This window comes from Paenibacillus sp. NRS-1760 (genome assembly GCF_050467785.1).
In the GTDB taxonomy this organism is placed as follows: domain Bacteria; phylum Bacillota; class Bacilli; order Paenibacillales; family Paenibacillaceae; genus Pristimantibacillus.
Genome location: NZ_JBITPK010000008.1, coordinates 449,239 through 474,434, shown reverse-complemented (window position 1 = coordinate 474,434; position 25,196 = coordinate 449,239). Strand labels below are relative to the sequence as shown.

The window sequence follows — 25,196 nt, the reverse complement described above, 5'->3', positions numbered from 1 at the left end:
GACTTCTGCAACCCTATCTCGTTCAATTATCTTATTCGCGACTCCGTCAGCTTAAACTGGCCAACAAGCTGCTGAAGCAGCGTCGTTATAGACTCCACACTCTGAGAGGTTTGTCTCACATTCGTCATTTCGCCAATGAGCTCTTGCACTTTGCTCTCTACATCGGAAGAAATCTTCCGGTTTTCTCTGCTTACCAGTGCGATTTTCTCCATTAGCTGCACGACCTCATCAACGACCTGCGTCTTGCGATGATCCTCGGCATGTGCTAAAGCAAGCGTACTGGCAGCGGCTGCTACAAGCTGATTGCCCTCCTCAACTACGCGAGTACCTTCATCCATAGAGGCGTACGCTTGTTTCGCTTCATCATAAATGTGACGAGTAATTTCATGCACTTCCTCGGTCGATTTTTTGGTCATATCGGCAAGCTTGCGAATTTCCGATGCCACAACGGCAAAACCTCTGCCTTGCTCGCCAACCCTCGCTGCCTCGATTGATGCATTAAGCGCTAATAAATTCGTTTGTGCAGATATTTCTTCAATGACATGCAAGACCCCTTGTATTTCTTGTACCGTATCCATAAATTTATGGATGGTTCCGTTGGTTTCCCCTACCTTGGCAGAAATGTGAAACATCTTGTCCCCGATGCGATCAACCTCGGCTTTGGCTACCTCAATTTGTCCAGCTGCCTGCTCTTCGATCTGTTTCAGCGTTGCCTGCATATCGCCTGCAGCATCCTTCGCCATATCAATATCCTTCAATTGCAATCTAATGCTTCCAATCATATCAGATACTTTTCCGCTGACTCGTTCCGTTGAAGCTGAAGTGACAGCCGCTGATTCGTTTAGGACAAACTGGCTGGATAGAACATCAGAGGAGGCAAGCTTAACCTGCAGCATAATGCCTTCCAAGGAATCTATCATATTATTTATCCATTTTGCTAATTCTTTTGATTCATCATTATCAAAATGATTAAGCTGCAAGCGCTGCGTCAAATCTCCCTTTCCTTCTGCATTTATGCGAATAAAACGATTAATTTGGCGCAGATGCGATACGACACGCTTCGATTCCCTATTTTGAAAGGCAAAACTGAATAACAATCCAAATACAAGATTGAATAAACCTGCCGCTGTTGCAGTCACCCAGATTGGAGCATGAACGGCAATAAATAACATAAGCAATGCCGACAAAATACTAACACTTGTAATCGATATAAGCTGCAGCTTGCGTTGTCTCCAGCCTATACTGCGAATGCGGTATACTTCCTCTAAGTCACCCTCGCACATCATCCCCCATTTATCCGGACAATGCGGCAGCTGAAAGGTCACTCCCTTGCCAATAACCGATATATGCCTATAATCCGAATAACCTGGATATTCAACGAATAGATTGCTGTCGCTTGCAATGGTATTCGCAACCCCAGGATGAAGCTGTCCAGTTGCCGGATCATTAAAGACAATTTCAAGCTCTGTATGCTCCTTGATCGAAACTTTGCCCCAATCGGTTGTTACGCCATCCTTGAGATTTTCACCATGTGTGAAGGTTCGATCCTCGAACCTGCTTCGAGATAAAGCCGTCCCTGGCGCTATATGAGTATTCAAGCCTGCCTTCGCCATAAAGATATAATTATCACCCGAATCTGGATAGACATGGCCCGATTCCCGCTGAATTAAATCTCCTAATACATCATTCGGCACACGCGCACACAACGTCCCAGCAAAGCTGCCATTTACCGTAATTGGAAGCATAAATAATAGAGTCATTTTGTCATGAAAAGAGGAGGAACGAGCTCCTAGCTTTAAGGTGAGAGAATCACTATAAGGCCCAAACAAGCATCGACGAGGGCTGCTCAACTGCTTAGTGTAGCTCAGTCCAAGCTGCAAGCTGCTATCTTCCTGATAGATTGTCCCAATATGCGGCCTATGTGTGGAACTGATAACAGTTTGCTTCACATCGAGTAAAAACAGCTCGGTTATATCGATCGCTCGAGCATATGTTCTTTCAAATAATCGTTCTATATGCGACTGTTCAGTAGAAGTAGTAAAATCTTTGTTTGGAGCGAGGAGCTCCGTCAGTTGGCCGCCCAATTGATCGATGTAATTCCAATACTCCATTGCCCATGAAGTTAGCAATTCCTTACGCGTCTCCGCAATCCCCTCGAAGCTTTGCTCGACATCTGTTTTCATATCTTTATTCAATTGCCATGAAACCCAGAGCGGAAACCCTACTTTCATACCTAGCCAATCAAACATATGATTCTCCCCCCGCTATTCTCATCGTCTATGATGTTAACTATATTAACATATATTAGAGGGAATTATATACAAATAATTAGTTTTTTTGTCGAAAATACGCATATTTCAGAATACATAACACCAATTAGGGGGTGAAACACGAATATTCGAATCAACCTGACATTCGAATTCAGCACTCACTTTCATTTAGACAAGAATATGTTACATATAAGCTATCTTTATATCTAACCTCTCTATTCCTATAAAAAAAAGCACCGCCAGCGCCTTAAAGGCGCTGACAGTGCTTTGGTGGTTGTTGCTTATTTGTGTTTAATATGCAGACGATTCATCGCACGCTGCAAAGCAAGCTCTGCACGGCGGAAATCAACTTGGTCTTGCTTCGCAGCAAGACGCTGCTGAGCACGCTGTTTAGCGGCTTCTGCACGTTCAACGTTAATATCAGTTGCAAGCTCAGCGCTCTCAGCAAGAATAACGATCTTATCCTTGCGTACTTCGATGAAGCCTCCATTAACTGCTACTACATCTACTTGATTACCGCGTTTGATAACGACAGGTGCAATACGAAGCGGTGTGACAAGTGGAATGTGATTTGGCAATATGCCAAGCTCACCTTCAACGCCTGTTACACTAACCATATTAGCAGTCTCTGCGTATACTTTACGCTCAGGTGTTACAATCTCTACTAAAAAAGAACTCATGTGGATTCCTCCCGCCTTTCGCTATTAAAGCGTTTTGGCTTTCTCCACGGCTTCTTCAATCACACCAACATATCGGAAAGCTTCTTCCGGAAGGTCGTCATGTTTGCCCTCGAGAATTTCTTTAAAGCTGCGAACCGATTCTTTTACAGGTACATATTTACCTTTAGTTCCTGTGAACGGCTCAGCAACGTGGAACGGTTGAGAAAGGAATAGTTGAATTTTACGTGCGCGAGACACGGTCAATTTATCTTCTTCACTTAGCTCATCCATACCAAGGATTGCGATAATATCTTGAAGCTCTTTGTAGCGCTGAAGAATTTTCTTAACGCCTTGAGCTACGTTATAGTGTTCTGCACCCAAAACAGATGGGCTTAGGATACGTGAAGAAGACGCGAGTGGATCAACCGCTGGGAAGATACCCATCTCGGAAATTTTACGCTCCAAGTTCGTTGTGGCATCCAAGTGGGCAAACGTCGTTGCTGGAGCTGGATCCGTATAGTCATCGGCAGGTACATAGATCGCTTGGATCGAAGTAACCGAACCTTTTTTCGTAGACGTAATACGCTCTTGCAATTGACCCATTTCAGTTGCCAATGTTGGCTGGTAACCTACCGCGGAAGGCATACGGCCTAGAAGGGCCGAAACCTCGGAGCCTGCTTGTGTGAAACGGAAGATGTTATCGACGAACAATAGTACGTCTTTTCCTTCTTCGTCACGGAAATACTCAGCCATTGTCAGACCAGTCAAAGCAACGCGTTGACGTGCGCCTGGCGGCTCATTCATTTGTCCGAATACCATCGCTGTTTTGCTTAGTACGCCGGAATCTTTCATCTCGTGGTAAAGGTCATTACCTTCACGAGTACGCTCACCAACACCCGCGAATACGGAGATACCGCCGTGCTCTTGTGCGATGTTGTTGATAAGCTCTTGAATCGTAACCGTTTTACCTACGCCCGCGCCGCCGAAGAGGCCGATTTTACCGCCTTTTGCGTATGGAGCGAGAAGATCGATTACTTTAATTCCTGTTTCAAGAATTTCCGCTTGCGTGGACAATTCGTCGAAAGCAGGTGCTGCGCGGTGAATCGGAAGGTTAACTACCGATGAAGCATCGCCAGCTTCGTCAATCGGTTGGCCTAGCACGTTAAATACGCGACCAAGCGTAGAAGCACCAACCGGAATAGTAATAGGTGCGCCTGTATCTACGGCAATCATACCGCGTACAAGACCGTCTGTCGTACTCATAGCTACGGCACGTACCTTATTGTCACCGAGGTGAACGGCTACTTCAAGCGTCAAGTTAATATCAATGCCGCCTGCTTCGCCCTTTTGCTCGATTTTGACAGCGTTCAAAATTTCCGGCAAATTGCCGCGTTCGAACTCTAAGTCTACGACCGGACCCATGACGGATACAACATGTCCTTTTTTCATGGTTTTCCCTCCTGGTTCCTTCTTGTAACTGCACGCCGGTCAGCTTATCGCAAGCGCCTGGCCCTTGCAGTGTATATATTAAGATTGAGCATTTGCCCCAGCAACGATCTCGGAAATTTCTTGTGTAATCGCTGCTTGACGCGCCCTATTGTAAGTGAGCGTCAATTGGTTGATGATTTTCGTCGCGTTTTTCGTCGCGCTTCCCATGGCAGTCATACGTGCCCCGAACTCACTTGCTTTTCCGTCTAGAACTGCGCTGTAAATGAGCGTTTCCGCATATTTAGGCAGCAGCACTTCAAGCACGCCCTCCGGTGATGGCTCGTATTCATACGATGTGACAGCCGTGTTCCCGCCTACTTCTGCAAGAGGCAGCAAACGTACGTCTGTCGGCACTTGAGTAATCGCATTAACGAATTCGTTATAGTACAAATACAACTCATCATAAGCGCCTTCTGAGAACATATTAACGGCTGAATAAGCAACCGATTTAATGTCTGCGAATGTAGGAGCATCCGGCAAGCCGATAACTTCCTCAACGATTGTCATATTGCGGCGGCGGAAATAGTCGCGACCTTTCCGTCCGATAACGAACAATACATATTCATCCGTCGACTTATGATTCTCTCGAATCGTTTGCGTTACTTTACGAAGAATATTCGCATTGTAGCCGCCCGCTAGTCCACGGTCCGATGTAATAACGAGATAACCCGTTTTTTTCACTGGACGCTTCTCTAGCATCGGATGCTTCACATCTTTAGTGCCAGCTGCGATGCTTGCTACAACTTCCTTCAGCTTCTCAGCATATGGGCGTGATGCTTGCGCTGCTTCTTGTGCCTTTCTTAGGCGGGAAGCGGCAACCATCTCCATTGCTTTCGTAATCTGCTTCGTATTTTGTTTACTCTTGATTTCGCGTTTAATATCGCGCATACCTTTTGCCATTTGGTTTCACCCGCCTTTGTTGCTTTGGACCTGCTCCAAAGCCTGGTGTTGGTGGAGAAAGTTATCTAGGCCCGAACATAAAGAACGGGCTTCGATTTATATTGGATTATAAGAAGGTATAAGTTTCACCCGTATATGCTTAATTATGCCGATACAGAGAAGCTTTTCTTAAATTTATTGATAGCTTCAACGAGAGCTTTCTCGTTGTCAGCAACAAGATCCTTAGTATCGCGGATCGATTGGCCAATTTCAGGGCTGTTCGAATCGAGGTACGCGTGGAACTCTTCCTCAAAGCGAAGGATATCGCCAACTGGAATCTCATCCAAATGACCTTTAACAGCAGAGAAGATTGAGATAACTTGCTTCTCAACAGGCATCGGCTTGTTAACGTCTTGTTTAAGGATTTCCATCGTGCGCGCACCGCGGTTAAGGCGAGCTAGCGTCGATTTGTCAAGGTCGGAACCGAACTGCGAGAACGCTTGAAGCTCACGGTAAGCCGCAAGATCCAGGCGAAGCGTACCAGCAACCTTTTTCATTGCTTTGATTTGAGCGGAACCGCCTACACGGGATACAGAGATACCAACGTTAACCGCTGGACGCTGACCGGAGTAGAACAGATCTGCTTCTAGGAAGATTTGACCGTCTGTAATCGAGATAACATTCGTAGGAATGTATGCCGATACGTCTGATGCTTGCGTCTCAATGAATGGCAATGCCGTCATTGAACCGCCGCCTCTAGCGTCGCTTAGTTTAGCCGCACGCTCTAGCAAACGGGAGTGAAGGTAGAATACATCACCTGGGTATGCTTCACGACCCGGTGGACGACGAAGCAATAGGGAAAGCTCACGGTAAGCAGCGGCTTGTTTCGATAGATCATCGTAGATAACAAGAACGTGCTCGCCTTTGTACATGAAGTACTCACCCATTGTACAACCAGCATAAGGAGCTAGGAAGAGCAATGGAGCCGGCTCAGATGCACCAGCAGTTACTACGATCGTGTATTCAAGAGCACCGTGGCGACGAAGTGTTTCCACTACGTTTGCAACAGTGGATTGCTTTTGACCAACAGCAACGTAAATACATTTTACGCCGTTGCCTTTTTGGTTGATGATTGCATCGATTGCAATGGATGTTTTACCCGTTTGACGGTCACCGATGATAAGCTCACGTTGTCCGCGGCCTACTGGTACCATTGCGTCGATAGCTTTCATACCTGTTTGCATAGGCTCATGAACCGATTTACGGTCAATTACGCCTGGTGCTGGAGATTCAATCGCGCGGAATTGAGTCGTGTTGATTGGACCTTTACCATCTAGTGGCTGTCCAAGTGGATTTACTACGCGGCCAAGAAGCTCTTCGCCGACAGGTACTTCCATGATACGGCCTGTACGTTTAACTTGATCGCCTTCGCGAATATCCGTGTATGGTCCAAGGATAACGACACCGACGTTGCTTTCTTCGAGGTTCAAAGCCATACCGACTACACCGTTTGAGAATTCGAGCAATTCACCCTGCATCGCATTTTCCAAACCGTGTACGCGGGCGATACCGTCACCGACATTGATTACGGTGCCGACGTCTACGACTTGAATTTCGGATTTAAAATTTTCGATCTGTTGTTTAATCAGCGTGCTGATTTCATCAGGTCTGATACTCAATTCGTTCACCCCTATCTACAGTGCATTAGATTTTAAACGATTTTTGTAAACGTTCCAACTTGCCGGACAAGCTTCCATCATAAAGACGGTCGCCGATGCGTACTTGTACGCCACCTAGCAATGAAGGTTCTACTATTTGCTCAGCAATAATAGCTTTGCCAGTCAATTGTCCGAACTGCGCCGCTACGTTAGCAAGCTCAGCATCAGACAAAGCTTGTGCGGAATAAACCGTAGCATGTGCTTGACCGAGCGAATCTCCCGCAACCTTCGTATATGCTGCATAAACCTCAGCAATAATATCTTGGCGTCTGCGAGTAATAAGAATTTGTACGGTGTTGAATACCAGTGAAGATACACGATCACCGAATGCTGCTTTTAGAACGGCAATCTTTTGTTCTGGAGCAATACTTGGAACAGACAGGAACTTTTCAATGTCAGCGTCCTGCTCAAGAGCTTGCACGATCAGCTTAAGCTGCTCCTGAACCTCTGAAACAACCTTTTGCTGCTGTGCAACCTCGAACAGTGCTTTAGCGTAGCGCTTCGCTACGACTGCATCGCGGCTCATTTATTTCCAACTTCTTTCAAATATTGACCAACAAGCTGTTCTTGTGATTTCTCATCCACTTGCTTCTCAATAATTTTCGATGCGATTTTTACGGAGATGCCGCCAACTTCAGTACGAAGCGCTGCAATTGCTTTGTTTTTCTCGCTTTCGATATCTTTGAGAGCATCGTCTTTCAGACGGGATGCTTCTGTTTTTGCTGTTTGAACGATCTCGTCTGCTTGCTTCGAGCTCGTTGTTCTGGATTGTTCAATAATTTCGTAAGCTTCTTTGCGAGCTTGTTGGAGTGCAGCCTTCTGCTCTTCCATTTGCTGCTCAGCCGCTTTACGACTGTTCTCAGCTGTATTCATTTGTTCAAGCACAAGCTGTCTGCGCTTCTCCATTACTTCGAATAATGGGCCAAATGCGTACTTATTGAGTAACCAGTACAAAACACCAAACGCAACCATTGCGATTACTGTAGATTCCCAAACCCATGACATAGATGCCGCTCCTTTCTCACCACAATATTGTCTTAATCATAACGAAGGCGAAGAGGGCTAAGGCCTTCCCCGCCAATTTCAGTTATTAAGCTTGGAAGAAAGCCAAGAAGCCGATAACTACGCCGATGATAGGCACAACTTCGACGATACCTACACCGATGAACATTGTTGTTTGCAATTTACCTTGAAGTTCAGGCTGACGAGCGATACCTTCAACTGTTTTACTAACGATCATACCGTTACCTACACCCGCGCCAACTGCACCCAAACCTACTGCCAAAGCTGCTGCTAATAATTCCATTTTTAAAATCCTCCTCGAAAATTGTTGTTTTTTTGTATAACCAACCTCAATGTTGAATTAAGGCATAAAGCGAAAATTAATGTGCTTCCTCTTCATCGTGAATGGCAGCTTGTGAAATATATACCATCGTAAGAATCGTGAACAAGAAAGCTTGAATACCGCCTACAAAAAGACTGAAGCCCTGCCATGCAACCAGGAATGGCGTACCAATCCAGCCCATCATCAGGATTGTTGCAATCAGTACTTCACCTGCGAAGATGTTAGCGAACAACCGAAGCGCAAGTGTTACTGGCTTAGCGATTGTCTCAATAAGGTTAACTGGGAAGAATATTGGGTAAGGATGGAAATAATGTTTCAAGTAGTGCTTTCTATTCTGTTTCAGACCAAGGAAATGGACGATTACGAATACGATAAGCGCTAACCCTGCCGTTACTGAAATATCAGCAGTTGGCGATTTCCACCAAGCAAGTTCAACATGACCATGCTTCTCATCCAATAATTCCTGCGTAACACCGATATTTTCATTAACAGTACTAGTTTCGGTTACGATACCGAAAGGCAAACCGAGCAGGTTGGAGATGAAAATGAACATAATCAGCGTCATTCCTAAAGAAATGAACGGTCTGACTCGTTTTGCAGGCATTGTGCTTGAAATAAAGTTTTGAACGAAATCAACGACCCATTCCAAAAAGTTCTGCATCTTCGAAGGGTTGTCCACCGAAAGGTTGCGAACAGCCAGCTTAGCGATCAAGAACGTCACAATGACTGAAACCACAAGTGCTACCAAGGTCGAAATGTCAATATTAAACGGCCCCAGTGGCATCACCGGAAATTCATGCATCTAAAATTTTCACCCCTTTCCGCTAAGATTGTCGTTTATTGTGAATATATGCTGCTACCAAAAGAATAAACGGCATGACCATACAGCCAGCTAACGCGGCCGGCATGCTGAGATCCTCCGGAAAACGATAGGCGATCATGGCAACCAGCAACACTGTTGCGATGCGGTTTCCTAGACCAAGACCTCTCTTGCGTGGTCCAACCCCCGCTGCTCCTAGGGTGACCATTTCTACTCTGCGTCTTAGTAAAAACGCATTCATGGAACTTGCTGCCAATCCCACAAGAAGACCGAGAGACACCGTACGCCAGTCCGGCAAGAAAGCCCATACAATTAGGCATACCGCCATTGCATAAATAAGCGTACGTAATGCTGTCTTCATTATTTTATCCATCGGCGTCCTCCATAACCTTCTTAACAAGCAGAATGGCTGAGAGTAGTCCGACAGCCAGACCGACCAGTATGCCACCGAGCGTCCATCCCTTCGCGTCCCCAAAACGGTTCCCGAGAGAAGAGCCGATCCAATAGCCTAAAAAGATACATACAGCGACTTGCAATCCGAGTGCGCCGACTAGTCCGGCTGCGAGCAGTGGATTGTCCCTTCTGTCCTTTTTATTCATGGTTCATACCCCTGTCAATCCTCATTTATTTTATCCAAGCCACAACACGTTTGTCAATTGAAATCACTGCAAACTTTTGGTGAATTGATCGACCAAAACCCTTGATACATAAGGTGTTGTGCGTCCCGGAAACCGTACAGTACTACTGTATGCTGTACATTCGCCTCTCAGCTCATCACTCCTGTGTAATCTATGAACGTTCTGTGAACGAAACAGGACGATCCTTTAGTCTGCCAAAATGATGCAAGATCGCATCTACAATACGCTCGGAAGCGGTGCCATCCCCATAAGGGTTAGCAGCTTGACTCATGCGAGAATAAAGCTGAGAATCGGTTAGCAGTGCATGAGCTCTGCTGTACACCAGCTCCTCATTTGTACCTACCAACTCTAGCGTTCCTGCTTCGATGCCCTCTGGACGCTCTGTCGTATCGCGAAGCACGAGAGTCGGCACGCCAAACGATGGAGCCTCTTCTTGCAAACCGCCGGAATCCGTCATGATCATAAAGGCATGCGGATAGAAGTTATGGAACTCGAATACATCCAGCGGATCAATCAAGCGAATACGCGGATGATCGCCCAAAATTTCATTCGCAGGCTCTCTGACCGCAGGATTCGGGTGGACCGCATACACGACTACCACATCTTCGTGCTCGTCGGCGATTCGTTTCACCGCTCTGAAAATATTGCGATGCGGTTCTCCTAACGCTTCACGACGATGTGCTGTCATGAGAATCATCCGTTTCCCTTTAGCCCAGTCGATGACCGGATGCGAGAAAGACTCATCCACCGTATATTGGAATACATCAGTAGCGGTGTTCCCAGTCACATAAATGGCAGCATCCGACTTGTTCTCTTTGCGTAAATTGTTGGCCGACCATTCTGTCGGAGCAAAATGCACATCTGAGAGCACGCCGGCAAGCTGCCGATTCATTTCTTCCGGATACGGAGAAAGCTTATTCCAAGTACGAAGCCCCGCCTCAACGTGGCCAACTTTTATTTGCTTAAGAAACGCTGCATAACTTGCAAGAAACGTTGTCTGTGTATCGCCATGAACAAGCACGATATCAGGCTTCGCTTGCGTTAGAACAGGATCAAGCCCTTCTAGCACGCGAACAGTCGTCTCCGTTAACGTTTGACGATCCTTCATCACATTCAAATCGTAATTTGGATGAATTTCAAAAAAATCGAGTACCTGATCAAGCATCTGGCGATGCTGCGCAGTTACACAAACGATCGATTCGATTTCATCCTCTCGCTTCTGGAGCTCGAGTACGAGCGGCGCCATCTTGACTGCCTCCGGACGTGTTCCAAAAATAGTCATTACCTTCAGTTTAGACAAAAGATTCCACTCCTATTATCATTTCATACGACACTGTGCTAATTTGTTCCGAACATGCGGTCTCCAGCATCGCCTAGACCAGGGATGATGTAGCCTCTTTCATCCAGACGCTCATCGAGTGCGGCGATATAAATATCGACATCAGGATGCGCTTCTTGAACAGCCTTCACGCCCTCCGGAGCAGCAATAAGACACATTAATTTAATTTGATCGCAATTATGATTTTTCAGTGAATTGATCGCTGCGATAGCAGAGCCGCCCGTAGCAAGCATCGGATCGATAACAATAAGCAGACGATTCGGTGCATCTGTAGGCAAATTAATGTAATACTCTTTAGGCTGGAGCGTTTCATGATCTCTCGCTAGACCGATATGCCCTACCTTTGCCGATGGAATCAGCTTCAATATACCGTCAACCATCCCAAGACCAGCGCGCAAAATAGGCACAAGCCCAAGCATTCTTCCGGATACAACCTTCGAATCCGTCTCGGCTACAGGCGTCTGCACCTTAATCGTATCAAGCGGTATTTCTCTCGTAATTTCGTAAGACATCAATGTTGCAACTTCATCAACCAATTCCCGAAAATCTTTTGTATTCGTTTCTTTATTCCGAATAAAAGTCAGCTTATGCTGAATTAACGGATGGTCGCAAATAATTACTTTGCTCATGGAGCGGTATTCCTCCCGTTTGTTGTTGTTATTGTATAGTAGTCTTCACACAATCCCGTATATTATAGCATTGTAAACAAGCCCTTGCATCTTGAGTTTTGTGTTTTCGCAAATAAAGGCCAGTGATTCTAAAATTAGGAGTCACAGGCCGCTGTAAGTATATTCCTTTTAACTGCTGCAGCCTCCGCCGCCGCAGGATGATCCACCGCCGTCTCCACCGCTTCCGCAGGAGGAATCCCCGCCTGATCCGCTATCACCGCCGTCACTTCCACACGAATGGTCATCTCTTCCATCGTCGGATGAGCCGCTGCAAGCATAAGTGGTATCGCCGCTTCCATTCGCTTTACGTTCCTCTTCATTTTGAGCTTGATCCATCTGCTGGGCAAAATCATTCGGGTGCGATATTGAATTATAAATGAGAAGGCCTGATAATAGGCCGGTTGCTCCTAAAACAGGATCATACCCATAGCTGCTCGCGGAGCTAGGCTCTTTCCCGTAAGGCGCTTTGCCCTTTCCAGCAGCCAAAAGCTGAGATTTGGCTCTGTCTATCATGTAGTTAGCTGTCGCTTTCAAATCAGAGTGTCTCTCTGTCGTACTCACGTTAAACCATTGCTTGCGCAGCTCTTCTGTACTCCAGCTATCAAGCTCCTCCAGCCTCTGTTCCGACATTTGCGTTCGGTAAAAGGCTCCCCATATTCTGCCGCTAACCGGCGCCTGTCCAAACAGCTCACCATAAGCCCAGTCGAACATCGCTCTTTCTCCCGGGAGCGGCTGCGCACCCGGCGCATGAGGCGCATGATGAATCATTGCACCGGAGAATTTCATGCAAAACTGTTCATACTCCCTCGTGAACATAAGCATTTCATGCCATACCGCATCAACCTGCTTGCTATACATAGGAACACTGCGCATGATGCCGCACATAAGAAAATATCGCTTCAGCTCAAACCAGGTCCAATTCCATTCTTTATCTGATATTTTTGGGAATTCCTTTAATACTCTGTCCTTCACTCGGCTCTCAAAATCGATACCTAGCGCGGACTCCAAGCATTCCGCCGCAGTTCTCGCAGGGTGCCCATACGGCACGCCAAGTGCAGTCGGCAGCTCGGCATTTGGCCAAGGTGTAAACGCATTGGTACGGCCAGCATATTCTCTGCCTCTGCCGCCTGATTTAGCCTTGCTGTTTGAACTATTCGATTTTGATAGTGCACTTAATACAACAATAACCAAAACTACAATAATCAATATCGTTACCACTTGATCCATCCTAACCCTCCACGTCGGTTCGTCTTACCCATATATTAACACATCTCCTAATCGCACGGGTCATCAGGATAATGAAGGTCACACATAAAATCGAGGCTCTCTTCTGAATAGAAGCCTTTAAACAGCGCTGTACTGCCCTGTATGCCTACTTCATGATACGGAAGGGTTCCCCTCAGTTAACCCCCCAATGTCCAGTACAACCGCTCTACGATCCTGCATCTTGCACTTACACACGGCGAAGCCGCTCTCCTCAAACTTATATAGTGGGCCTTGAAGTCATTTTGTAAACTTCTATCCACAATCAGTATAAAAATAATAAATTATTTATTGAAAAAACGTTTAAATGATAAACTATCCACATTTTTGATATGAGTTATCCACATTTGTCCACATGTTATCAACATTTTTGTGCACAACCTACTAAAAGCAAAAAAAGATGAAGCAGGAATCATCCTTGCTCCATCTTTTTTCAAAAACTTATTCACAACTAGCTTTATGCTAGATAATTGATAATGATTAAACTGACGCATAGTGACAAGCAGCAAAATGCCCTTTTCTCACTTCAAGTAGAGCTGGCTCATCCACCTTGCATTTGTTTGTCGCAATCGGACAACGCGTATGGAACTGGCAGCCTGTAGGCGGATTGATTGGGCTTGGCAAATCACCAGTCAGTACAATACGCTCACGGGTAGCTTCAATCTCCGGGTCTGGAATCGGAATAGCCGAAAGCAAAGCCCTTGTGTAAGGGTGAGCAGGATTCGCGTACAGCTCGCTGCTCTCTGCGAGCTCAACGATTTTACCAAGATACATAACCGCTACACGATCGCTTATATGCTTAACCATGGATAAATCATGCGCGATAAACAAGTAAGTCAAACCCATCTTGCGCTGTAGATCCATCATCAAGTTAACAACTTGCGCTTGGATAGATACGTCGAGCGCTGAGATCGGCTCATCTGCAATGATGAAGCGCGGATCAACAGCAAGCGCGCGTGCAATACCAATACGCTGTCTTTGACCGCCAGAAAATTCATGCGGATACCTTGTAGCATGGTCTGGATTAAGACCTACGACATCCAGCAGGTTCTCAACTCTGTGCTTGCGTTCTTTCTTGCTTGCAACAAGCTTGTGAATATCGAGCGCTTCTCCGATGATGTCCATGACCGTCATACGCGGGTTTAATGATGCGTAAGGATCTTGGAATATCATTTGCATATCACGGCGAAGCTCTTTTAGCTTAGGACCCTTCAACTTATAAATATCTTGCCCGTCGAAGTTAACACCGCCGCTAGTTGGTTCATACAGCCGCATAATAGTACGACCAGCTGTTGATTTTCCGCAACCGGACTCACCAACTACGCCGACCGTTTCTCCTTTTTTGATGGAGAAAGATATATCATTAACAGCGTGGAGCGTCGCTCCTCCGCCTAAATTAAATGATTTACGCAAATTATTAATTTCAATTAATGGCGCACTCATACTGACACCTCCCGATTTGCATAAGGATGTGCTAGCCAGCATGCCGACTCATGATTCTCATTGCCATCCACTGGGAGCAATTCGGGATCATTGTCCACGCAAACCCGCATGGCTTCATCACAGCGAGCACAGAAGCTGCAGCCCGTCGGCGGCTTAATCAAATCCGGCGGCATACCGTAAATCGGTACCAACGGCTCTTCCTTCTTCTGGTCAAGACGAGGAAGGGAGCGCAGCAAACCTCTTGTATAAGGATGCTTAGGGTTTTTGAAAATCTCCCATTTCGTACCGGTTTCCACAACCTTGCCTGCATACATAACGATAACACGGTCACACATATCTGCTACAACGCCTAAATCATGCGTAATAAGAATAATAGAAGTGCCAAGCTTTTGCTGCAAGTCCTTCATGACTCGCATAATTTGCGCTTGAATTGTAACGTCTAGTGCCGTTGTTGGCTCATCCGCAATAAGAAGCGATGGGTTGCATGCAAGCGCGATAGCAATCATCGCCCGTTGACGCATGCCTCCAGAGAACTGATGCGGGTATTGATTAACTCGTGATGCAGGGTTCGGAATACCTACAAGATCAAGCATCTCAATCGCACGTGCTGTCGCTTTTGCACCGCTTATTCCTTGATGCTTGATTAGTCCCTCTGTAATTTGACGGCCAATCGTTAGCGTAGGGTTAAGAGAGGTCATTGGATCCTGAAAGATCATCCCCATCTCTTTACCACGAATGTCCTCCATTTGATTATTGGACATTTTCAAAATTTCTTGGCCTTTAAACATAATCGATCCTTTAGTATCGGCCGGAGGCGATGGAATCAAACGCATGAGCGATTGTGCAGTTACACTTTTGCCGCAACCGGACTCCCCAACGATGGCTACTGCCTCGCCTTTGTTGACGTGAAAATTCACACCGCGAACCGCTTTAACGATACCGCCTCGAACTTTGAAATTAACACGAAGGTCTTTTACTTCAAGTAATTTCTCCATCATTGACCACCTCCTACTTCTTCATTTTCGGATCAAGCGCATCTCTCAGACCATCGCCAAAAATATTAAAGCAAAGCATCGTAACGCTTATAACTGCTGCTGGGAAAATCATTCTCCACGGATACAGTGTCCATGCTTTAATTGCATCATTTATCATCGTACCCAAAGACGCAGCCGGGGATTGAACACCTAGTCCCAAGAAGCTGAGGAATGCCTCTGCGAAGATCGCACTTGGAACAGTAAGTGTCAACGTTACGATAATCGGACCCATTGCGTTAGGAATAAGATGTCTGAATAGAATACGTGGAGTGCTTGCGCCGAGCGCTTGAGCAGCCATAACGTATTCTTGATTTTTGAGCTGCATGATCTGGCCGCGCACAATCCAAGCCATACTGATCCAACCGGTTATACTAAGCGCAAGCACGATCGTGAACATGCTCGGCTCTAATATGACAATCAAAAGAATGATAATAAGCATGCTTGGAATGGAGTATAGAACTTCACAGAAACGGTTCAAGATCTCATCGACACGACCGCCGAAGTAACCCATAATTCCACCGATAATTACACCAAGAACCAAGTCTGCGAGTGCAGCATATATACCAACCTGCAGAGATATCCCTGCCCCCATCCAAGTACGGGTGAAGAGATCCCGCCCAAGATCGTCTGTACCAAACCAATAGGTAGCGTTAGGATTCAGGTTCTTTTCCTTCAAGTGATTCGTTTGAAAATCCTGCTCTGATATGATCGGGCCAAAAATCGCCATAAGGGTGACGATAAGCAGCACAATTAAGCTGAACATCGCTATTTTGTTGGAACGCAGACGCAGCCAAGCATCTTTCCATGCCGAGATGCTCTCACGAACAACTACTTCCGTGTGCTTCTCATCTTTGTTCAGCTTCGCGAATTGATCCGGCGTAAAGGTCTTATCCTTCATCCTTTTCCGCCTCCTCTTGTTAGCTTGATACGCGGATCGACAAAGCCATAAGCAACGTCAGTCAAGAAACGCGCAACCATCAGGATAATTCCATAAAATAAAGTAAGCCCCATTATGAGCGTATAGTCGCGGTTAGTAATACTTTGTACAAAATATTTCCCAATTCCACCTATACCAAAAATTTGTTCGACAACGACAGAACCGGTAATAATGTTAGCGGTCATCGGTCCGATATAAGTTACTACTGGCAAAATAGCATTGCGTAGAGCATGACGAACCAAAATAATGCGGCCGCTGAGACCTTTAGCACGAGCGGTCTTAATGTAATCAGCGGATAGTACTTCTAGCATCGTTGAGCGCGTCAGACGCGCGATAAATGCAGCTGGAAGAAACGAAAGCGCAAGAACAGGCATAATAAAATCTGTAGGATCGTTAAGTCCCGATACATTGAGCCAACGCAGCTTGCTGCCTAGGACGAACTGTAAAATTGATGCTGCCAAAAAGTTAGGAATCGATACCCCAAGCACTGCAATAACAATCGTGAAGCTATCCAAAAATTTACGATGATTAAGAGCTGCAACTATGCCCAGAATCAAACCTAATGCTAGCGACACAATAACAGCAAAAAGGCCGATTTGCGCAGAGTAAATAAAGCTTTCTTTAATAATGCGAGTAACGGACATATATTGCTGCTTCATTGACATCCCTAAGTCGCCATGAAGCAAATTGTTCAAATACATCAAGTATTGTTTCCATACCGGCTGATCAAGGCCGTACATTTGCAAGAGGTGCTCCCTTATTTTCTCAGGAATAGCCTTCTCCCTAATGAAGGGATCGCCCGGGATAATTTTCATAAGAAAGAACGTAGCGGACGCAAGAACAAACAACGAGACAAACATGGACAGAAACTTCTTGGATACATATTTTATCAACGCAATGGACACCTCCTTACAGAATATAAACAAGAAGTAATGCTAAAAAGTGATAAAGCCTGAATCTGTCAACAAGAAAGGGATATATGCGGACACCCCGCATATATCCCTAGCTTCAGGTGCTGGAAGGACGACTATTTCGCTTCGTAGAAACCTCTAGTGTAGTCGATGTCCCCTTTGTAGTCCAAGAAGATGTTCTTGAATCCAGGTTTAAGCATGTAAACGTTGCTGTAGTAGTAAATTGGCATGATCGGCATGTATTCCATAAGAATTTTTTCTGCCTCAGTCATAGCCGCAATACGTTCAGCTTGATCTCCGCTTGCATTCGCTTTTTTGATCAAAGCGTCGTATTCAGGTGAAGCAAAACCAGTATTATTTTGACCGCCGCCAGTTACGAACATATCCAAGTAAGTCATTGGATCGTTGTAGTCAGCTCCCCAACCTGCGCGAGCGATTTGATAGTTCATTGCAGTACGGTTTTTCAATAGAACAGCAAACTCTTGGTTCTCGATACCAACTTCGATACCAAGGTTTTGACGCCACATTTCAACGATTGCTTCAGCAATTTTCTTGTGGCCGTCGCTTGTGTTGAACGTCAATGTTACTTTAGGGAACTTAGCAAGCTTAAGCTCAGCTAGACCTTCAGCAAGCAATGTTTTTGCTTCGTCAACATTTTCAGTGAAGAAATCATCTTTTACTTCGTTACGGTAATCTTCTTTCAAACCGATGATGCCTGGTGGTACAAAACCAAACGAAGGAACTTCGCCGGCCATTGTTACGCTCTCAACGATTGCTTGACGATCAATCGCCATTGCAAGTGCTTTACGTACTTTTACGTTGTTGAAAGGAACTTCTTCTGTGTTGAATTGGTAGTAGTACGAGCTTGCGATACCTTTAGTAACGATCTCGTCTTTTTTAGATTCTTTTAGAACCGGAATTTGCTCAGCTGGGATTTCACCAGTTGGTTTACCCGTGTAATCAAGTTTGCCTGTCTCGTAGTTAGCAAGCTCAGTTGCAGATTCAGCGATCATTGTGAAGTCAACGCCTGCAAATTTCACTTGTGCTTTATCGTAGTAGTTTTCGTTAGGAACAAGCTTAATGGAAGTATTGTGCTGCCATTCGCTCATTTTGAAAGGACCGTTACCGATGATTGTTTTAGCATCAGCAGCCCAAGCCTCGTTGTCCTTCACAGAAGGATGAACAGGGTTGTAAACATAGAATGATGTAAGGCTCAAGAAGTATGGTGTAGGTGAAACGAGTTTAACTTCAAGCGTTTGAGCATCAAGAGCTTTGATACCCACAGCGTCTGTGTTTGTCGTTTTGCCTTCGTTATAATCTTGTGCGCCAACGATGTAGTAGAATTGGTACGCGTAAGTTGAACCTACAGCTGGATCAAGCGCGCGCTTCCAAGAGAATTCGTAGTCATTTGCAGTAACAGGGTCGCCGTTACTCCATTTTGCGTCTTTGCGGATTTTAAATGTGTAGGTTTTGCCGTCTTCTGATTTTACCCAGCTTTCAGCTGTTGCAGGAATGGATTCACCATTCTCGTTTTTACGAGTAAGACCCTCGTAGATACCAGTTGCAAGTGTACCTGATACGTTGTCTTCCATAAGTGCCGGGTCAAGTGTCGAAGGCTCAGAGTGAATGTTCATTCTGAAAACTTTCGCTTCGGATGCTCCTCCATTTGTAGCGCCGTTTGTTGCGCCGTTCGTAGCACCGTTGTTGCCTGTTTCTTCTTTAGGCGTACAACCAACAGCGACAATAGCAAGAATGAGTAAAGCAGCAATAAATGATAAAGCAGACTTTCTTGTTCTCATTGTAATCCTCCCGTTTTTTTTCTGCTCAGTTCAACATGGCAAAATCGTCCAACTTACTCGCTTTGTACACAAACGTTTGCATCTTCTTCTAGCTTGTCCAATGCAAATATACGTATCCTCTTGAGCAATGCTAAACATTTTCCCCATTTAAACAATGAGTTTAAATATAATAATAAATTTCACTATACAACCATGTTAATTATTTATCAAGAATATGTAAGCTGTAAATTTTTGTTTATAATTACTTTTATACACTGTTCTTTAACACATTAACGCGTTTATTCAATTAATTATTCTGTTGCGTTAATGCTGTACAGCGTTTATTCAGTTAATTATTTTAATAATATTTCACTTTAATATTTTTACAGTCATTTATTTACAAAAATAGCACTAATACTTAAAAATACAGATTAAATTGAAAATCCTTTATATTTCCATATTGTTTTAAATTACATATATATTCCACAAATATATAATGTGTTTTTTTCGTATTTATACTATAACACAAATAATAACGACCATTATATTTAATTATTATTTTTCGGTTGTGCAAAATGAACGTTTTTTCATTTCAACATTGACGTTTGCTCATTTATTCCAAGCGGCTTTTAACTTTATTATTTTTTTTAGATATATTGTTTATGCACGGCATATAATCAAAAAAAGACCTATTCATGCATATGCACAAATAGGTCTTTTTTAATTAATAATATATTTATGATTAGTAAGTCATGCCAGGGTAAAGTGGGTATTGTGCCGTAAGATCACGAACCATGCCGCGCGCTTTGGAGAGCACCTCTTGATCTTGAGGGCTGTTAAGCACAAGTGCAATAACCTCAGCAATAACCTTCATTGCGTTCTCTTCCATGCCGCGAGCTGTCGCTGCAGGAGTACCAATACGAATACCGGATGTTACAAACGGGCTTGTTGGATCAAACGGAATGGCATTTTTGTTAACCGTAATGCCTACTTCATCAAGCACATGTTCTGCTACTTTTCCTGTAATGTTCAGGTTGCGCGTGTCGAGCAGCATCAAGTGATTGTCTGTTCCGCCAGATACGATATTAAAGCCTTTTGCAACAAGCTCTTCCGAAAGAACTTTAGCGTTCTTAACAACTTGTGTTGCGTATTGCTTGAATTCAGGTTGAAGCGCCTCGCCGAAAGCTACTGCTTTAGCAGCGATAATATGCATCAAAGGACCGCCTTGCGAGCCTGGGAAAACTGCTTTATCAATCGCAGCAGCCCAAGGTTGACGACAAAGGATCATACCACCGCGAGGTCCGCGAAGGGTTTTGTGCGTTGTAGTTGTTACAAAATGCGCATGAGGCACTGGGCTCGGGTGAAGGCCTGCAGCAACCAAACCAGCGATGTGAGCCATATCAACCATAAACAATGCGCCTACATCATTAGCAATTTTGCCAAGCTTCTCGAAATCGATTGTGCGCGGATACGCACTTGCGCCCGCAACGATCAAACGAGGACGGTGCTTGAAAGCAAGCTTGCGAACTTCTTCATAATCAATAGTGAAGGAATCTTCTTGTACACCATATGCAACAAAGTTATAAAGCAATCCAGATGCATTAACAGGGCTGCCGTGTGTCAAATGTCCGCCATGTGCTAGATTCATACCAAGCACAGTGTCACCAGGCTGCAAAGCTGCAAGGTAAACAGCCATGTTCGCTTGTGCGCCGGAGTGTGGTTGCACGTTCGCATGCTCAGCGCCAAAAAGCTCTTTCGCACGGTTGCGGGCAATATCCTCTACGATGTCAACATGCTCACAACCGCCATAGAAACGTTTGCTTGGGTAACCTTCTGCATATTTGTTCGTCAAAACGCTTCCCATAGCTTCCAATACCGCTTCGCTAACGATGTTCTCGGATGCGATAAGCTCGATATTGTCACGTTGACGAGTAAGTTCTAGTCCTAGAGCTTTCAATACTTCTGGGTCTTGTTTGCGCAAATTTTCCATGATTAAATTCCTCCTCAAATTAGATAACCTTTATCAAGCAAAAACGTCTTCGGTGTCCTTTAGACGCTGAAAATCAAAAAATTATGGCTATAAATCAACTATTCGCAAGTTCCAGCAGATTGCTCCGCCGTTATATTCTCGCTGAGCTCGTATACTGCTCGGGAGCCGCCTATTAACTTTGGCCTTGTGATAGCCATCGTGACATGCGCTCCGCCAATTTCACGAATCGTCGGACGAACTGGAACAGCCACCCGCTTCAAATGCATACCGATAAACGTATCACCAATATCGATGCCCGCATGCGCCTGCACCGTTTCCACCAAACAAGGCTCCTTCAGCTGACGATAGGCATAGGCTGCCATGGAGCCGCCCGCTTTAGGCACTGGCACTGCACCTACAATATCAAGCCCCAATCGTTCTGCCGAAGGTTGATCAATGACAAGCGCGCGATTCAGATGCTCACAGCATTGATAAACGGGAATAAAGCCAACTTCGCTGCGAACCGCTTCAACGCCTGCGTAAATTTGTGCAGCCGTTTCAATGGTTCCCGAAGTGCCAATGCGATGACCAAGCACCTCACTAGTACTTACACCGATTACTAGCAGCTGACTCATACCAAGCTTGCCTGCCGCTGCCAGTTCCCGAACAATTTGCCCAACCTGTTCTGCAATGCTTCCAAGCTGTACGTTTTCGTCTACGTTCATTGCGAATGCCCCCTAATTAGGACTGGCTGCTGTACTGTTCTTCAATTTGTTTCACTTTACTAACACGACCGACATGACGTTCTCCATTTGAGAACGGCGTTTCAAGCCATATGCGAATAATTTCGAGTGCCACTCCAGGACCGATCACTCGTTCCCCAAGCGCCAAAACATTAGTATCATTATGCTCCCGAGTTGCTTTGGCTGAGAACATATCATTCACAAGCGCACAGCGGATGCCGCGTACTTTATTAGCCGCAATCGACATGCCGATACCTGTTCCACAAATGAGTATACCGCGCTCTGCTTTGCCGCTCGTAACAAGGTCGCATACGGGCAATGCATAGTCCGGATAATCGACGGATTGGTCACAGTTGCAACCAAGATCTTCAATTTCATGACCAAGCGATTGAAGAAACGGTACAACTTCATCCTTCAAACGATAACCTGCATGGTCAGCACCAATAGCAATTTTCAACGCAAAAGACCTCCTTAGAAATGAAACATCACAGTGCTAGTATACCTATTTTTGCCCAAAAAGACGAAAAAAGAGCAAGACATGCTTATTAGCATGCTGCTCTTTGCCCAGGCGACCGGCCGTATATTCCGATGCTCCACCGTGGTTACCCACTTCCGTCGCCAGTTACATCGGAAACCGTATATTGTCATTTTATTATATCTTATACAGCTGTAAAAATCAATCGAACGGAAGCAAAAATGACTTCTGCAACCCTAAATACTTATCTTTTGGCAAGCTTGTCCAGCAGCTTGACGAGCGCGTCCTCTATTTCGTTAGCACTGCTGCTGTATATAGCAAGCGAGCCTCCGAAAGGATCAACGATGTCAAAGCTTGGTATGCGACGCTCCAGCTCAAGCAATCGTCTTCTCTCGCCAGTCGTCAGCTGTTGGCCAAGCGCCTGCTTCATATGAAGCTCTGTATAGAGCTGCTCCAGCTCCTCAATATCCGCGAGCACTTGCGCGTCTTGATTTGCATATTCCTTTAACGTATAGATTTTGTCGACCGCTTCGGGATGCCATTGCAGCAAACCACGCTTATGATTGACCGTCATTGTCAAAATAATATCAGCCCAACCAACCGCCTCGCTCGTCAGCGCCAGCGACGTGCTCTTATGCTCGATGTCCCGTTGCCTAAGCGTCTCCACCGCATGAGCTGACACGGGCAGTCCATCAATAGTAGATATGCCTGCGGAGCGAACGGCTACGGTGATCCCTCTCAGAGCAGCCATTCGGCGAAGCATAGCCTCTGCCATCGGTGAGCGGCATGTATTGCCTGTACATACAAATAAAATACGTTTCACACTGCCAACTCCTTTTTGCACGTTATTCCAAGCTGTTCAACGATTAAGCGAAAACAACTGCAGCGTTCCTTAGATGCTAAATCAGCTTTGACTTGAAATTTAAAATAAGACTGAAATATTGTTCTGCTTTCTTACTTATATTCTAAAAGATAAACAAGATGCCGAACACGAACAAAATTCCTCCGCCTATGGCCTCTCCATATTCGCCAAGCTGACCGCTGACTTTACGCCCCAGCATCAAACCGCATATCGACATCAGCCCGCCGAGCAGACCGATAAGTAAAACCGTCATCAACATGTTTGCAGCGAACATCCCAAGTGTAATGCCTACCGAGAACGAGTCGATACTGACGCTAAGCGAAAGAACGAGCAAGCCCCATAAAGATTTATGGTCAAAAGATTGAACCGCCTCGCCGCGCAGCGAGCTATAAATCATATGTCCGCCGAGCAGCACTAGCAAAATGCCTGCCGCAGTCGTGGCTACATCTCCAAGCAAGGAGCCGACGTATTGACCTGTGAAAATACCTGCCAGCGGCATGATCATATGAAACAATGCAATTACAATGCCAAGCTTCAAAACATCTCGCAGCCTTATGCCTTTGAGCCCTATTCCGAGTCCCAGAGAAAATGCGTCTAGACTGAGTGCCACCGCAATAATAAGCAGCGTCAAAAACTGTCCAGCTTGTAATTGTGCTTCAATCACAGCCTATCTCCCCCATGTCCGCTTGTAGTCTTTACCAAACATATGCGGACATGAGGACAAACATACTAGTGCGGTTTCAAGCTAATTTTGTTTCAAAAATGATCGTTCCCCTTACAGTGCTTTCTATACACGAATAATTCGGTTTCCAGCCGCTTTGGCTAACCGATTCATCAGCGCAGCGCCGATGCCATGCTCCGTGCAGCCTTCTGCCCAAATACGCTGAGCGCCTGCCCCGTCAAAATCTCGCAATGCCGCATAAAGCTGATGGGCTGCTGTGCCAAGCTCCGCCTCGCTGCCTAATGAGAAAACATGATCTGCATCGTAGCAATTCAATCTCTCTTCGAAAGCAAGTACGCCAGTTACCTCGCCGCGCTTCTTTGCAGCTTCTACTTGATCTCCAATATACGCTGCGACAGCTTCAAATTGGCCTTGCACAAGCTCAAGCTCCCCTTGTGGCGCATAATGAGTATATTTCATGCCTGGCGATCGCGGAGCCGACTCCGGTTCTTCTATCGAGGCACTATCAATCAACGCATGGGGTGCCGCTTCTTGAAGCGCTTCGCGCGTAATGCCGCCTGGCCGTAAAATACGAATGCCATGCTCGCCAGCAAGCTCAATTACAGTGGATTCCAGGCCAACGCCTGTTGCACCGTCATCAACAAGACCATCGATCCGCCCATCCAGATCCTCCAGCACATGCTCAGCAAGTGTTGGGCTTGGCCTTCCAGAACGATTGGCACTTGGTGCAGCAATTGGACAATCTGCGATCTCAAGGAGCGCAAGCGCTGTTCTATGATCCGGTATTCGAATACCAACGGTAGACAGTCCTGCCGTTACGAGCGGCGATAACGCATCCTCACGAACGGGCAGTACAATGGTAAGTGGTCCTGGCCAAAACTGTTCCATCAACGATGAAGCCAGCTCAGAATACGGCAGCACCAGCTCATCTAACTGCTTGCGACCCGCAATATGCACAATGAGAGGGTTGTCCGATGGACGTCCCTTTGCGGTGAATATCCGCTCAACCGCCGCTGAGCTGCGAGCATCCGCGCCAAGCCCATAAACCGTCTCTGTAGGGAAAGCAATAATACCGCCTTCTCTTAATTGGCTGGCAGCTTCCGATAATTGTTCACGCAGCTGAGAATCATGAGCCTGCTTTACGCGCCATACATTTGTTTTAGTCATCTCTATCCTTCAATCCTTGCTCTTAATTGAAATTGTTCATTCATTCGTTATTATAGCATAAGCACCCGCAAACAAGCAGAAACGACAACTGCACCAATACATTCAAAG

25 protein-coding genes and 1 riboswitch are annotated in these 25,196 nt (G+C 45.6%); all 25 genes read right to left on the bottom strand.

The window, feature by feature from the left end; genetic code table 11:
* Positions 1-26 precede the first annotated feature (26 nt).
* A complete protein-coding gene (locus ACIFSR_RS09240) occupies positions 27-2,249 on the bottom strand; it encodes a methyl-accepting chemotaxis protein (RefSeq protein WP_430056859.1) in 2,223 nt (740 codons plus the stop codon).
* A 302-nt stretch (positions 2,250-2,551) separates the two neighbouring features.
* A complete protein-coding gene (locus ACIFSR_RS09235; protein WP_076266251.1) occupies positions 2,552-2,950 on the bottom strand; it encodes a F0F1 ATP synthase subunit epsilon in 399 nt (132 codons plus the stop codon).
* Between the two features lie 24 nt (positions 2,951-2,974).
* The gene (atpD, locus tag ACIFSR_RS09230) at positions 2,975-4,378 is read right to left on the bottom strand and encodes a F0F1 ATP synthase subunit beta (protein WP_076266252.1); all 1,404 of its coding nucleotides are present in this window, start codon (positions 4,376-4,378) and stop codon (positions 2,975-2,977) included.
* A gap of 78 nt (positions 4,379-4,456) precedes the next feature.
* Positions 4,457-5,317, bottom strand: a complete 861-nt coding sequence (gene atpG, locus ACIFSR_RS09225; protein ID WP_054025458.1) for an ATP synthase F1 subunit gamma — start codon at positions 5,315-5,317, stop codon at positions 4,457-4,459.
* Between the two features lie 143 nt (positions 5,318-5,460).
* Positions 5,461-6,975 carry a F0F1 ATP synthase subunit alpha gene (gene atpA / locus ACIFSR_RS09220; RefSeq protein WP_076266254.1) on the bottom strand — a complete coding sequence of 505 codons (1,515 nt, stop codon included), beginning with the start codon at positions 6,973-6,975 and terminating at the stop codon, positions 5,461-5,463.
* Between the two features lie 25 nt (positions 6,976-7,000).
* Complete coding sequence (locus ACIFSR_RS09215) at positions 7,001-7,540, bottom strand: F0F1 ATP synthase subunit delta (RefSeq protein ID WP_339205408.1); 540 nt, start codon at positions 7,538-7,540, stop codon at positions 7,001-7,003.
* Complete coding sequence (gene atpF / locus ACIFSR_RS09210) at positions 7,537-8,019, bottom strand: F0F1 ATP synthase subunit B (RefSeq protein ID WP_339205409.1); 483 nt, start codon at positions 8,017-8,019, stop codon at positions 7,537-7,539. Before atpF ends, ACIFSR_RS09215 begins: the two co-directional genes overlap by 4 nt.
* An 85-nt stretch (positions 8,020-8,104) precedes the next feature.
* Positions 8,105-8,320 carry a F0F1 ATP synthase subunit C gene (gene atpE / locus ACIFSR_RS09205; RefSeq protein ID WP_053373757.1) on the bottom strand — a complete coding sequence of 72 codons (216 nt, stop codon included), beginning with the start codon at positions 8,318-8,320 and terminating at the stop codon, positions 8,105-8,107.
* A gap of 76 nt (positions 8,321-8,396) precedes the next feature.
* Positions 8,397-9,161, bottom strand: coding sequence for a F0F1 ATP synthase subunit A (gene atpB, locus ACIFSR_RS09200; RefSeq protein WP_339205410.1), 765 nt, complete (start codon positions 9,159-9,161; stop codon positions 8,397-8,399).
* Between the two features lie 22 nt (positions 9,162-9,183).
* A complete protein-coding gene (locus ACIFSR_RS09195; RefSeq protein WP_076266258.1) occupies positions 9,184-9,552 on the bottom strand; it encodes an ATP synthase subunit I in 369 nt (122 codons plus the stop codon).
* Entirely contained in the window at positions 9,545-9,778 is a 234-nt protein-coding gene (locus ACIFSR_RS09190) for an AtpZ/AtpI family protein (protein ID WP_076266259.1), read from the bottom strand. The genes ACIFSR_RS09195 and ACIFSR_RS09190 overlap by 8 nt, the downstream gene beginning before the upstream one ends.
* A gap of 190 nt (positions 9,779-9,968) precedes the next feature.
* On the bottom strand, positions 9,969-11,117 hold the full coding sequence (gene wecB, locus ACIFSR_RS09185; RefSeq protein ID WP_054025466.1) for a non-hydrolyzing UDP-N-acetylglucosamine 2-epimerase: 1,149 nt from the start codon (positions 11,115-11,117) through the stop codon (positions 9,969-9,971).
* Between the two features lie 38 nt (positions 11,118-11,155).
* Positions 11,156-11,785 (bottom strand): uracil phosphoribosyltransferase, encoded by a 630-nt coding sequence (gene upp / locus ACIFSR_RS09180; RefSeq protein WP_076266260.1) that lies wholly within the window; start codon positions 11,783-11,785, stop codon positions 11,156-11,158.
* A gap of 168 nt (positions 11,786-11,953) precedes the next feature.
* Complete coding sequence (locus ACIFSR_RS09175; protein WP_430056852.1) at positions 11,954-13,051, bottom strand: hypothetical protein; 1,098 nt, start codon at positions 13,049-13,051, stop codon at positions 11,954-11,956.
* 516 nt (positions 13,052-13,567) lie between these two features.
* On the bottom strand, positions 13,568-14,530 hold the full coding sequence (locus tag ACIFSR_RS09170; RefSeq protein WP_339205413.1) for an ABC transporter ATP-binding protein: 963 nt from the start codon (positions 14,528-14,530) through the stop codon (positions 13,568-13,570).
* Complete coding sequence (locus tag ACIFSR_RS09165) at positions 14,527-15,525, bottom strand: ABC transporter ATP-binding protein (protein ID WP_339209780.1); 999 nt, start codon at positions 15,523-15,525, stop codon at positions 14,527-14,529. The genes ACIFSR_RS09170 and ACIFSR_RS09165 overlap by 4 nt, the downstream gene beginning before the upstream one ends.
* Positions 15,526-15,538: 13 nt before the next feature.
* Positions 15,539-16,462 (bottom strand): ABC transporter permease, encoded by a 924-nt coding sequence (locus ACIFSR_RS09160; protein ID WP_339205414.1) that lies wholly within the window; start codon positions 16,460-16,462, stop codon positions 15,539-15,541.
* Complete coding sequence (locus ACIFSR_RS09155) at positions 16,459-17,394, bottom strand: ABC transporter permease (protein WP_076266265.1); 936 nt, start codon at positions 17,392-17,394, stop codon at positions 16,459-16,461. Before ACIFSR_RS09155 ends, ACIFSR_RS09160 begins: the two co-directional genes overlap by 4 nt.
* A gap of 134 nt (positions 17,395-17,528) precedes the next feature.
* Entirely contained in the window at positions 17,529-19,211 is a 1,683-nt protein-coding gene (locus ACIFSR_RS09150) for a peptide ABC transporter substrate-binding protein (RefSeq protein ID WP_076266266.1), read from the bottom strand.
* A 721-nt stretch (positions 19,212-19,932) separates the two neighbouring features.
* Complete coding sequence (gene glyA / locus ACIFSR_RS09145; RefSeq protein WP_339205415.1) at positions 19,933-21,180, bottom strand: serine hydroxymethyltransferase; 1,248 nt, start codon at positions 21,178-21,180, stop codon at positions 19,933-19,935.
* Between the two features lie 98 nt (positions 21,181-21,278).
* Complete coding sequence (locus ACIFSR_RS09140; RefSeq protein WP_430056847.1) at positions 21,279-21,884, bottom strand: TIGR01440 family protein; 606 nt, start codon at positions 21,882-21,884, stop codon at positions 21,279-21,281.
* 16 nt (positions 21,885-21,900) lie between these two features.
* Positions 21,901-22,359: a ribose 5-phosphate isomerase B gene (gene rpiB, locus ACIFSR_RS09135; protein WP_076266268.1), complete on the bottom strand. Its 459-nt coding sequence runs from the start codon at positions 22,357-22,359 to the stop codon at positions 21,901-21,903.
* 98 nt (positions 22,360-22,457) lie between these two features.
* Positions 22,458-22,538: riboswitch (ZMP/ZTP riboswitch) on the bottom strand.
* Between the two features lie 83 nt (positions 22,539-22,621).
* On the bottom strand, positions 22,622-23,200 hold the full coding sequence (locus tag ACIFSR_RS09130; RefSeq protein WP_076266269.1) for a low molecular weight protein arginine phosphatase: 579 nt from the start codon (positions 23,198-23,200) through the stop codon (positions 22,622-22,624).
* A 142-nt stretch (positions 23,201-23,342) separates the two neighbouring features.
* Complete coding sequence (locus ACIFSR_RS09125; RefSeq protein ID WP_339205417.1) at positions 23,343-23,903, bottom strand: manganese efflux pump MntP family protein; 561 nt, start codon at positions 23,901-23,903, stop codon at positions 23,343-23,345.
* Between the two features lie 123 nt (positions 23,904-24,026).
* Positions 24,027-25,088: an L-threonylcarbamoyladenylate synthase gene (locus ACIFSR_RS09120; protein ID WP_339205418.1), complete on the bottom strand. Its 1,062-nt coding sequence runs from the start codon at positions 25,086-25,088 to the stop codon at positions 24,027-24,029.
* Positions 25,089-25,196: the final 108 nt, after the last annotated feature.

What these genes read in the sequence shown, in the direction of transcription:
- ACIFSR_RS09240 (WP_430056859.1), bottom strand. Translation starts at nt 2,249, where the DNA reads ATGTTTGATTGGCTAGGTATGAAAGTAGGGTTTCCGCTCTGGGTTTCA.
- ACIFSR_RS09235 (WP_076266251.1), bottom strand. Translation starts at nt 2,950, where the DNA reads ATGAGTTCTTTTTTAGTAGAGATTGTAACACCTGAGCGTAAAGTATAC.
- atpD (WP_076266252.1), bottom strand. Translation starts at nt 4,378, where the DNA reads ATGAAAAAAGGACATGTTGTATCCGTCATGGGTCCGGTCGTAGACTTA.
- atpG (WP_054025458.1), bottom strand. Translation starts at nt 5,317, where the DNA reads ATGGCAAAAGGTATGCGCGATATTAAACGCGAAATCAAGAGTAAACAA.
- ACIFSR_RS09215 (WP_339205408.1), bottom strand. Translation starts at nt 7,540, where the DNA reads ATGAGCCGCGATGCAGTCGTAGCGAAGCGCTACGCTAAAGCACTGTTC.
- atpF (WP_339205409.1), bottom strand. Translation starts at nt 8,019, where the DNA reads ATGTCATGGGTTTGGGAATCTACAGTAATCGCAATGGTTGCGTTTGGT.
- atpE (WP_053373757.1), bottom strand. Translation starts at nt 8,320, where the DNA reads ATGGAATTATTAGCAGCAGCTTTGGCAGTAGGTTTGGGTGCAGTTGGC.
- atpB (WP_339205410.1), bottom strand. Translation starts at nt 9,161, where the DNA reads ATGCATGAATTTCCGGTGATGCCACTGGGGCCGTTTAATATTGACATT.
- ACIFSR_RS09195 (WP_076266258.1), bottom strand. Translation starts at nt 9,552, where the DNA reads ATGGATAAAATAATGAAGACAGCATTACGTACGCTTATTTATGCAATG.
- ACIFSR_RS09190 (WP_076266259.1), bottom strand. Translation starts at nt 9,778, where the DNA reads ATGAATAAAAAGGACAGAAGGGACAATCCACTGCTCGCAGCCGGACTA.
- upp (WP_076266260.1), bottom strand. Translation starts at nt 11,785, where the DNA reads ATGAGCAAAGTAATTATTTGCGACCATCCGTTAATTCAGCATAAGCTG.
- ACIFSR_RS09175 (WP_430056852.1), bottom strand. Translation starts at nt 13,051, where the DNA reads ATGGATCAAGTGGTAACGATATTGATTATTGTAGTTTTGGTTATTGTT.
- ACIFSR_RS09170 (WP_339205413.1), bottom strand. Translation starts at nt 14,530, where the DNA reads ATGAGTGCGCCATTAATTGAAATTAATAATTTGCGTAAATCATTTAAT.
- ACIFSR_RS09165 (WP_339209780.1), bottom strand. Translation starts at nt 15,525, where the DNA reads ATGGAGAAATTACTTGAAGTAAAAGACCTTCGTGTTAATTTCAAAGTT.
- ACIFSR_RS09160 (WP_339205414.1), bottom strand. Translation starts at nt 16,462, where the DNA reads ATGAAGGATAAGACCTTTACGCCGGATCAATTCGCGAAGCTGAACAAA.
- ACIFSR_RS09150 (WP_076266266.1), bottom strand. Translation starts at nt 19,211, where the DNA reads ATGAGAACAAGAAAGTCTGCTTTATCATTTATTGCTGCTTTACTCATT.
- glyA (WP_339205415.1), bottom strand. Translation starts at nt 21,180, where the DNA reads ATGGAAAATTTGCGCAAACAAGACCCAGAAGTATTGAAAGCTCTAGGA.
- ACIFSR_RS09140 (WP_430056847.1), bottom strand. Translation starts at nt 21,884, where the DNA reads ATGAACGTAGACGAAAACGTACAGCTTGGAAGCATTGCAGAACAGGTT.
- ACIFSR_RS09120 (WP_339205418.1), bottom strand. Translation starts at nt 25,088, where the DNA reads ATGACTAAAACAAATGTATGGCGCGTAAAGCAGGCTCATGATTCTCAG.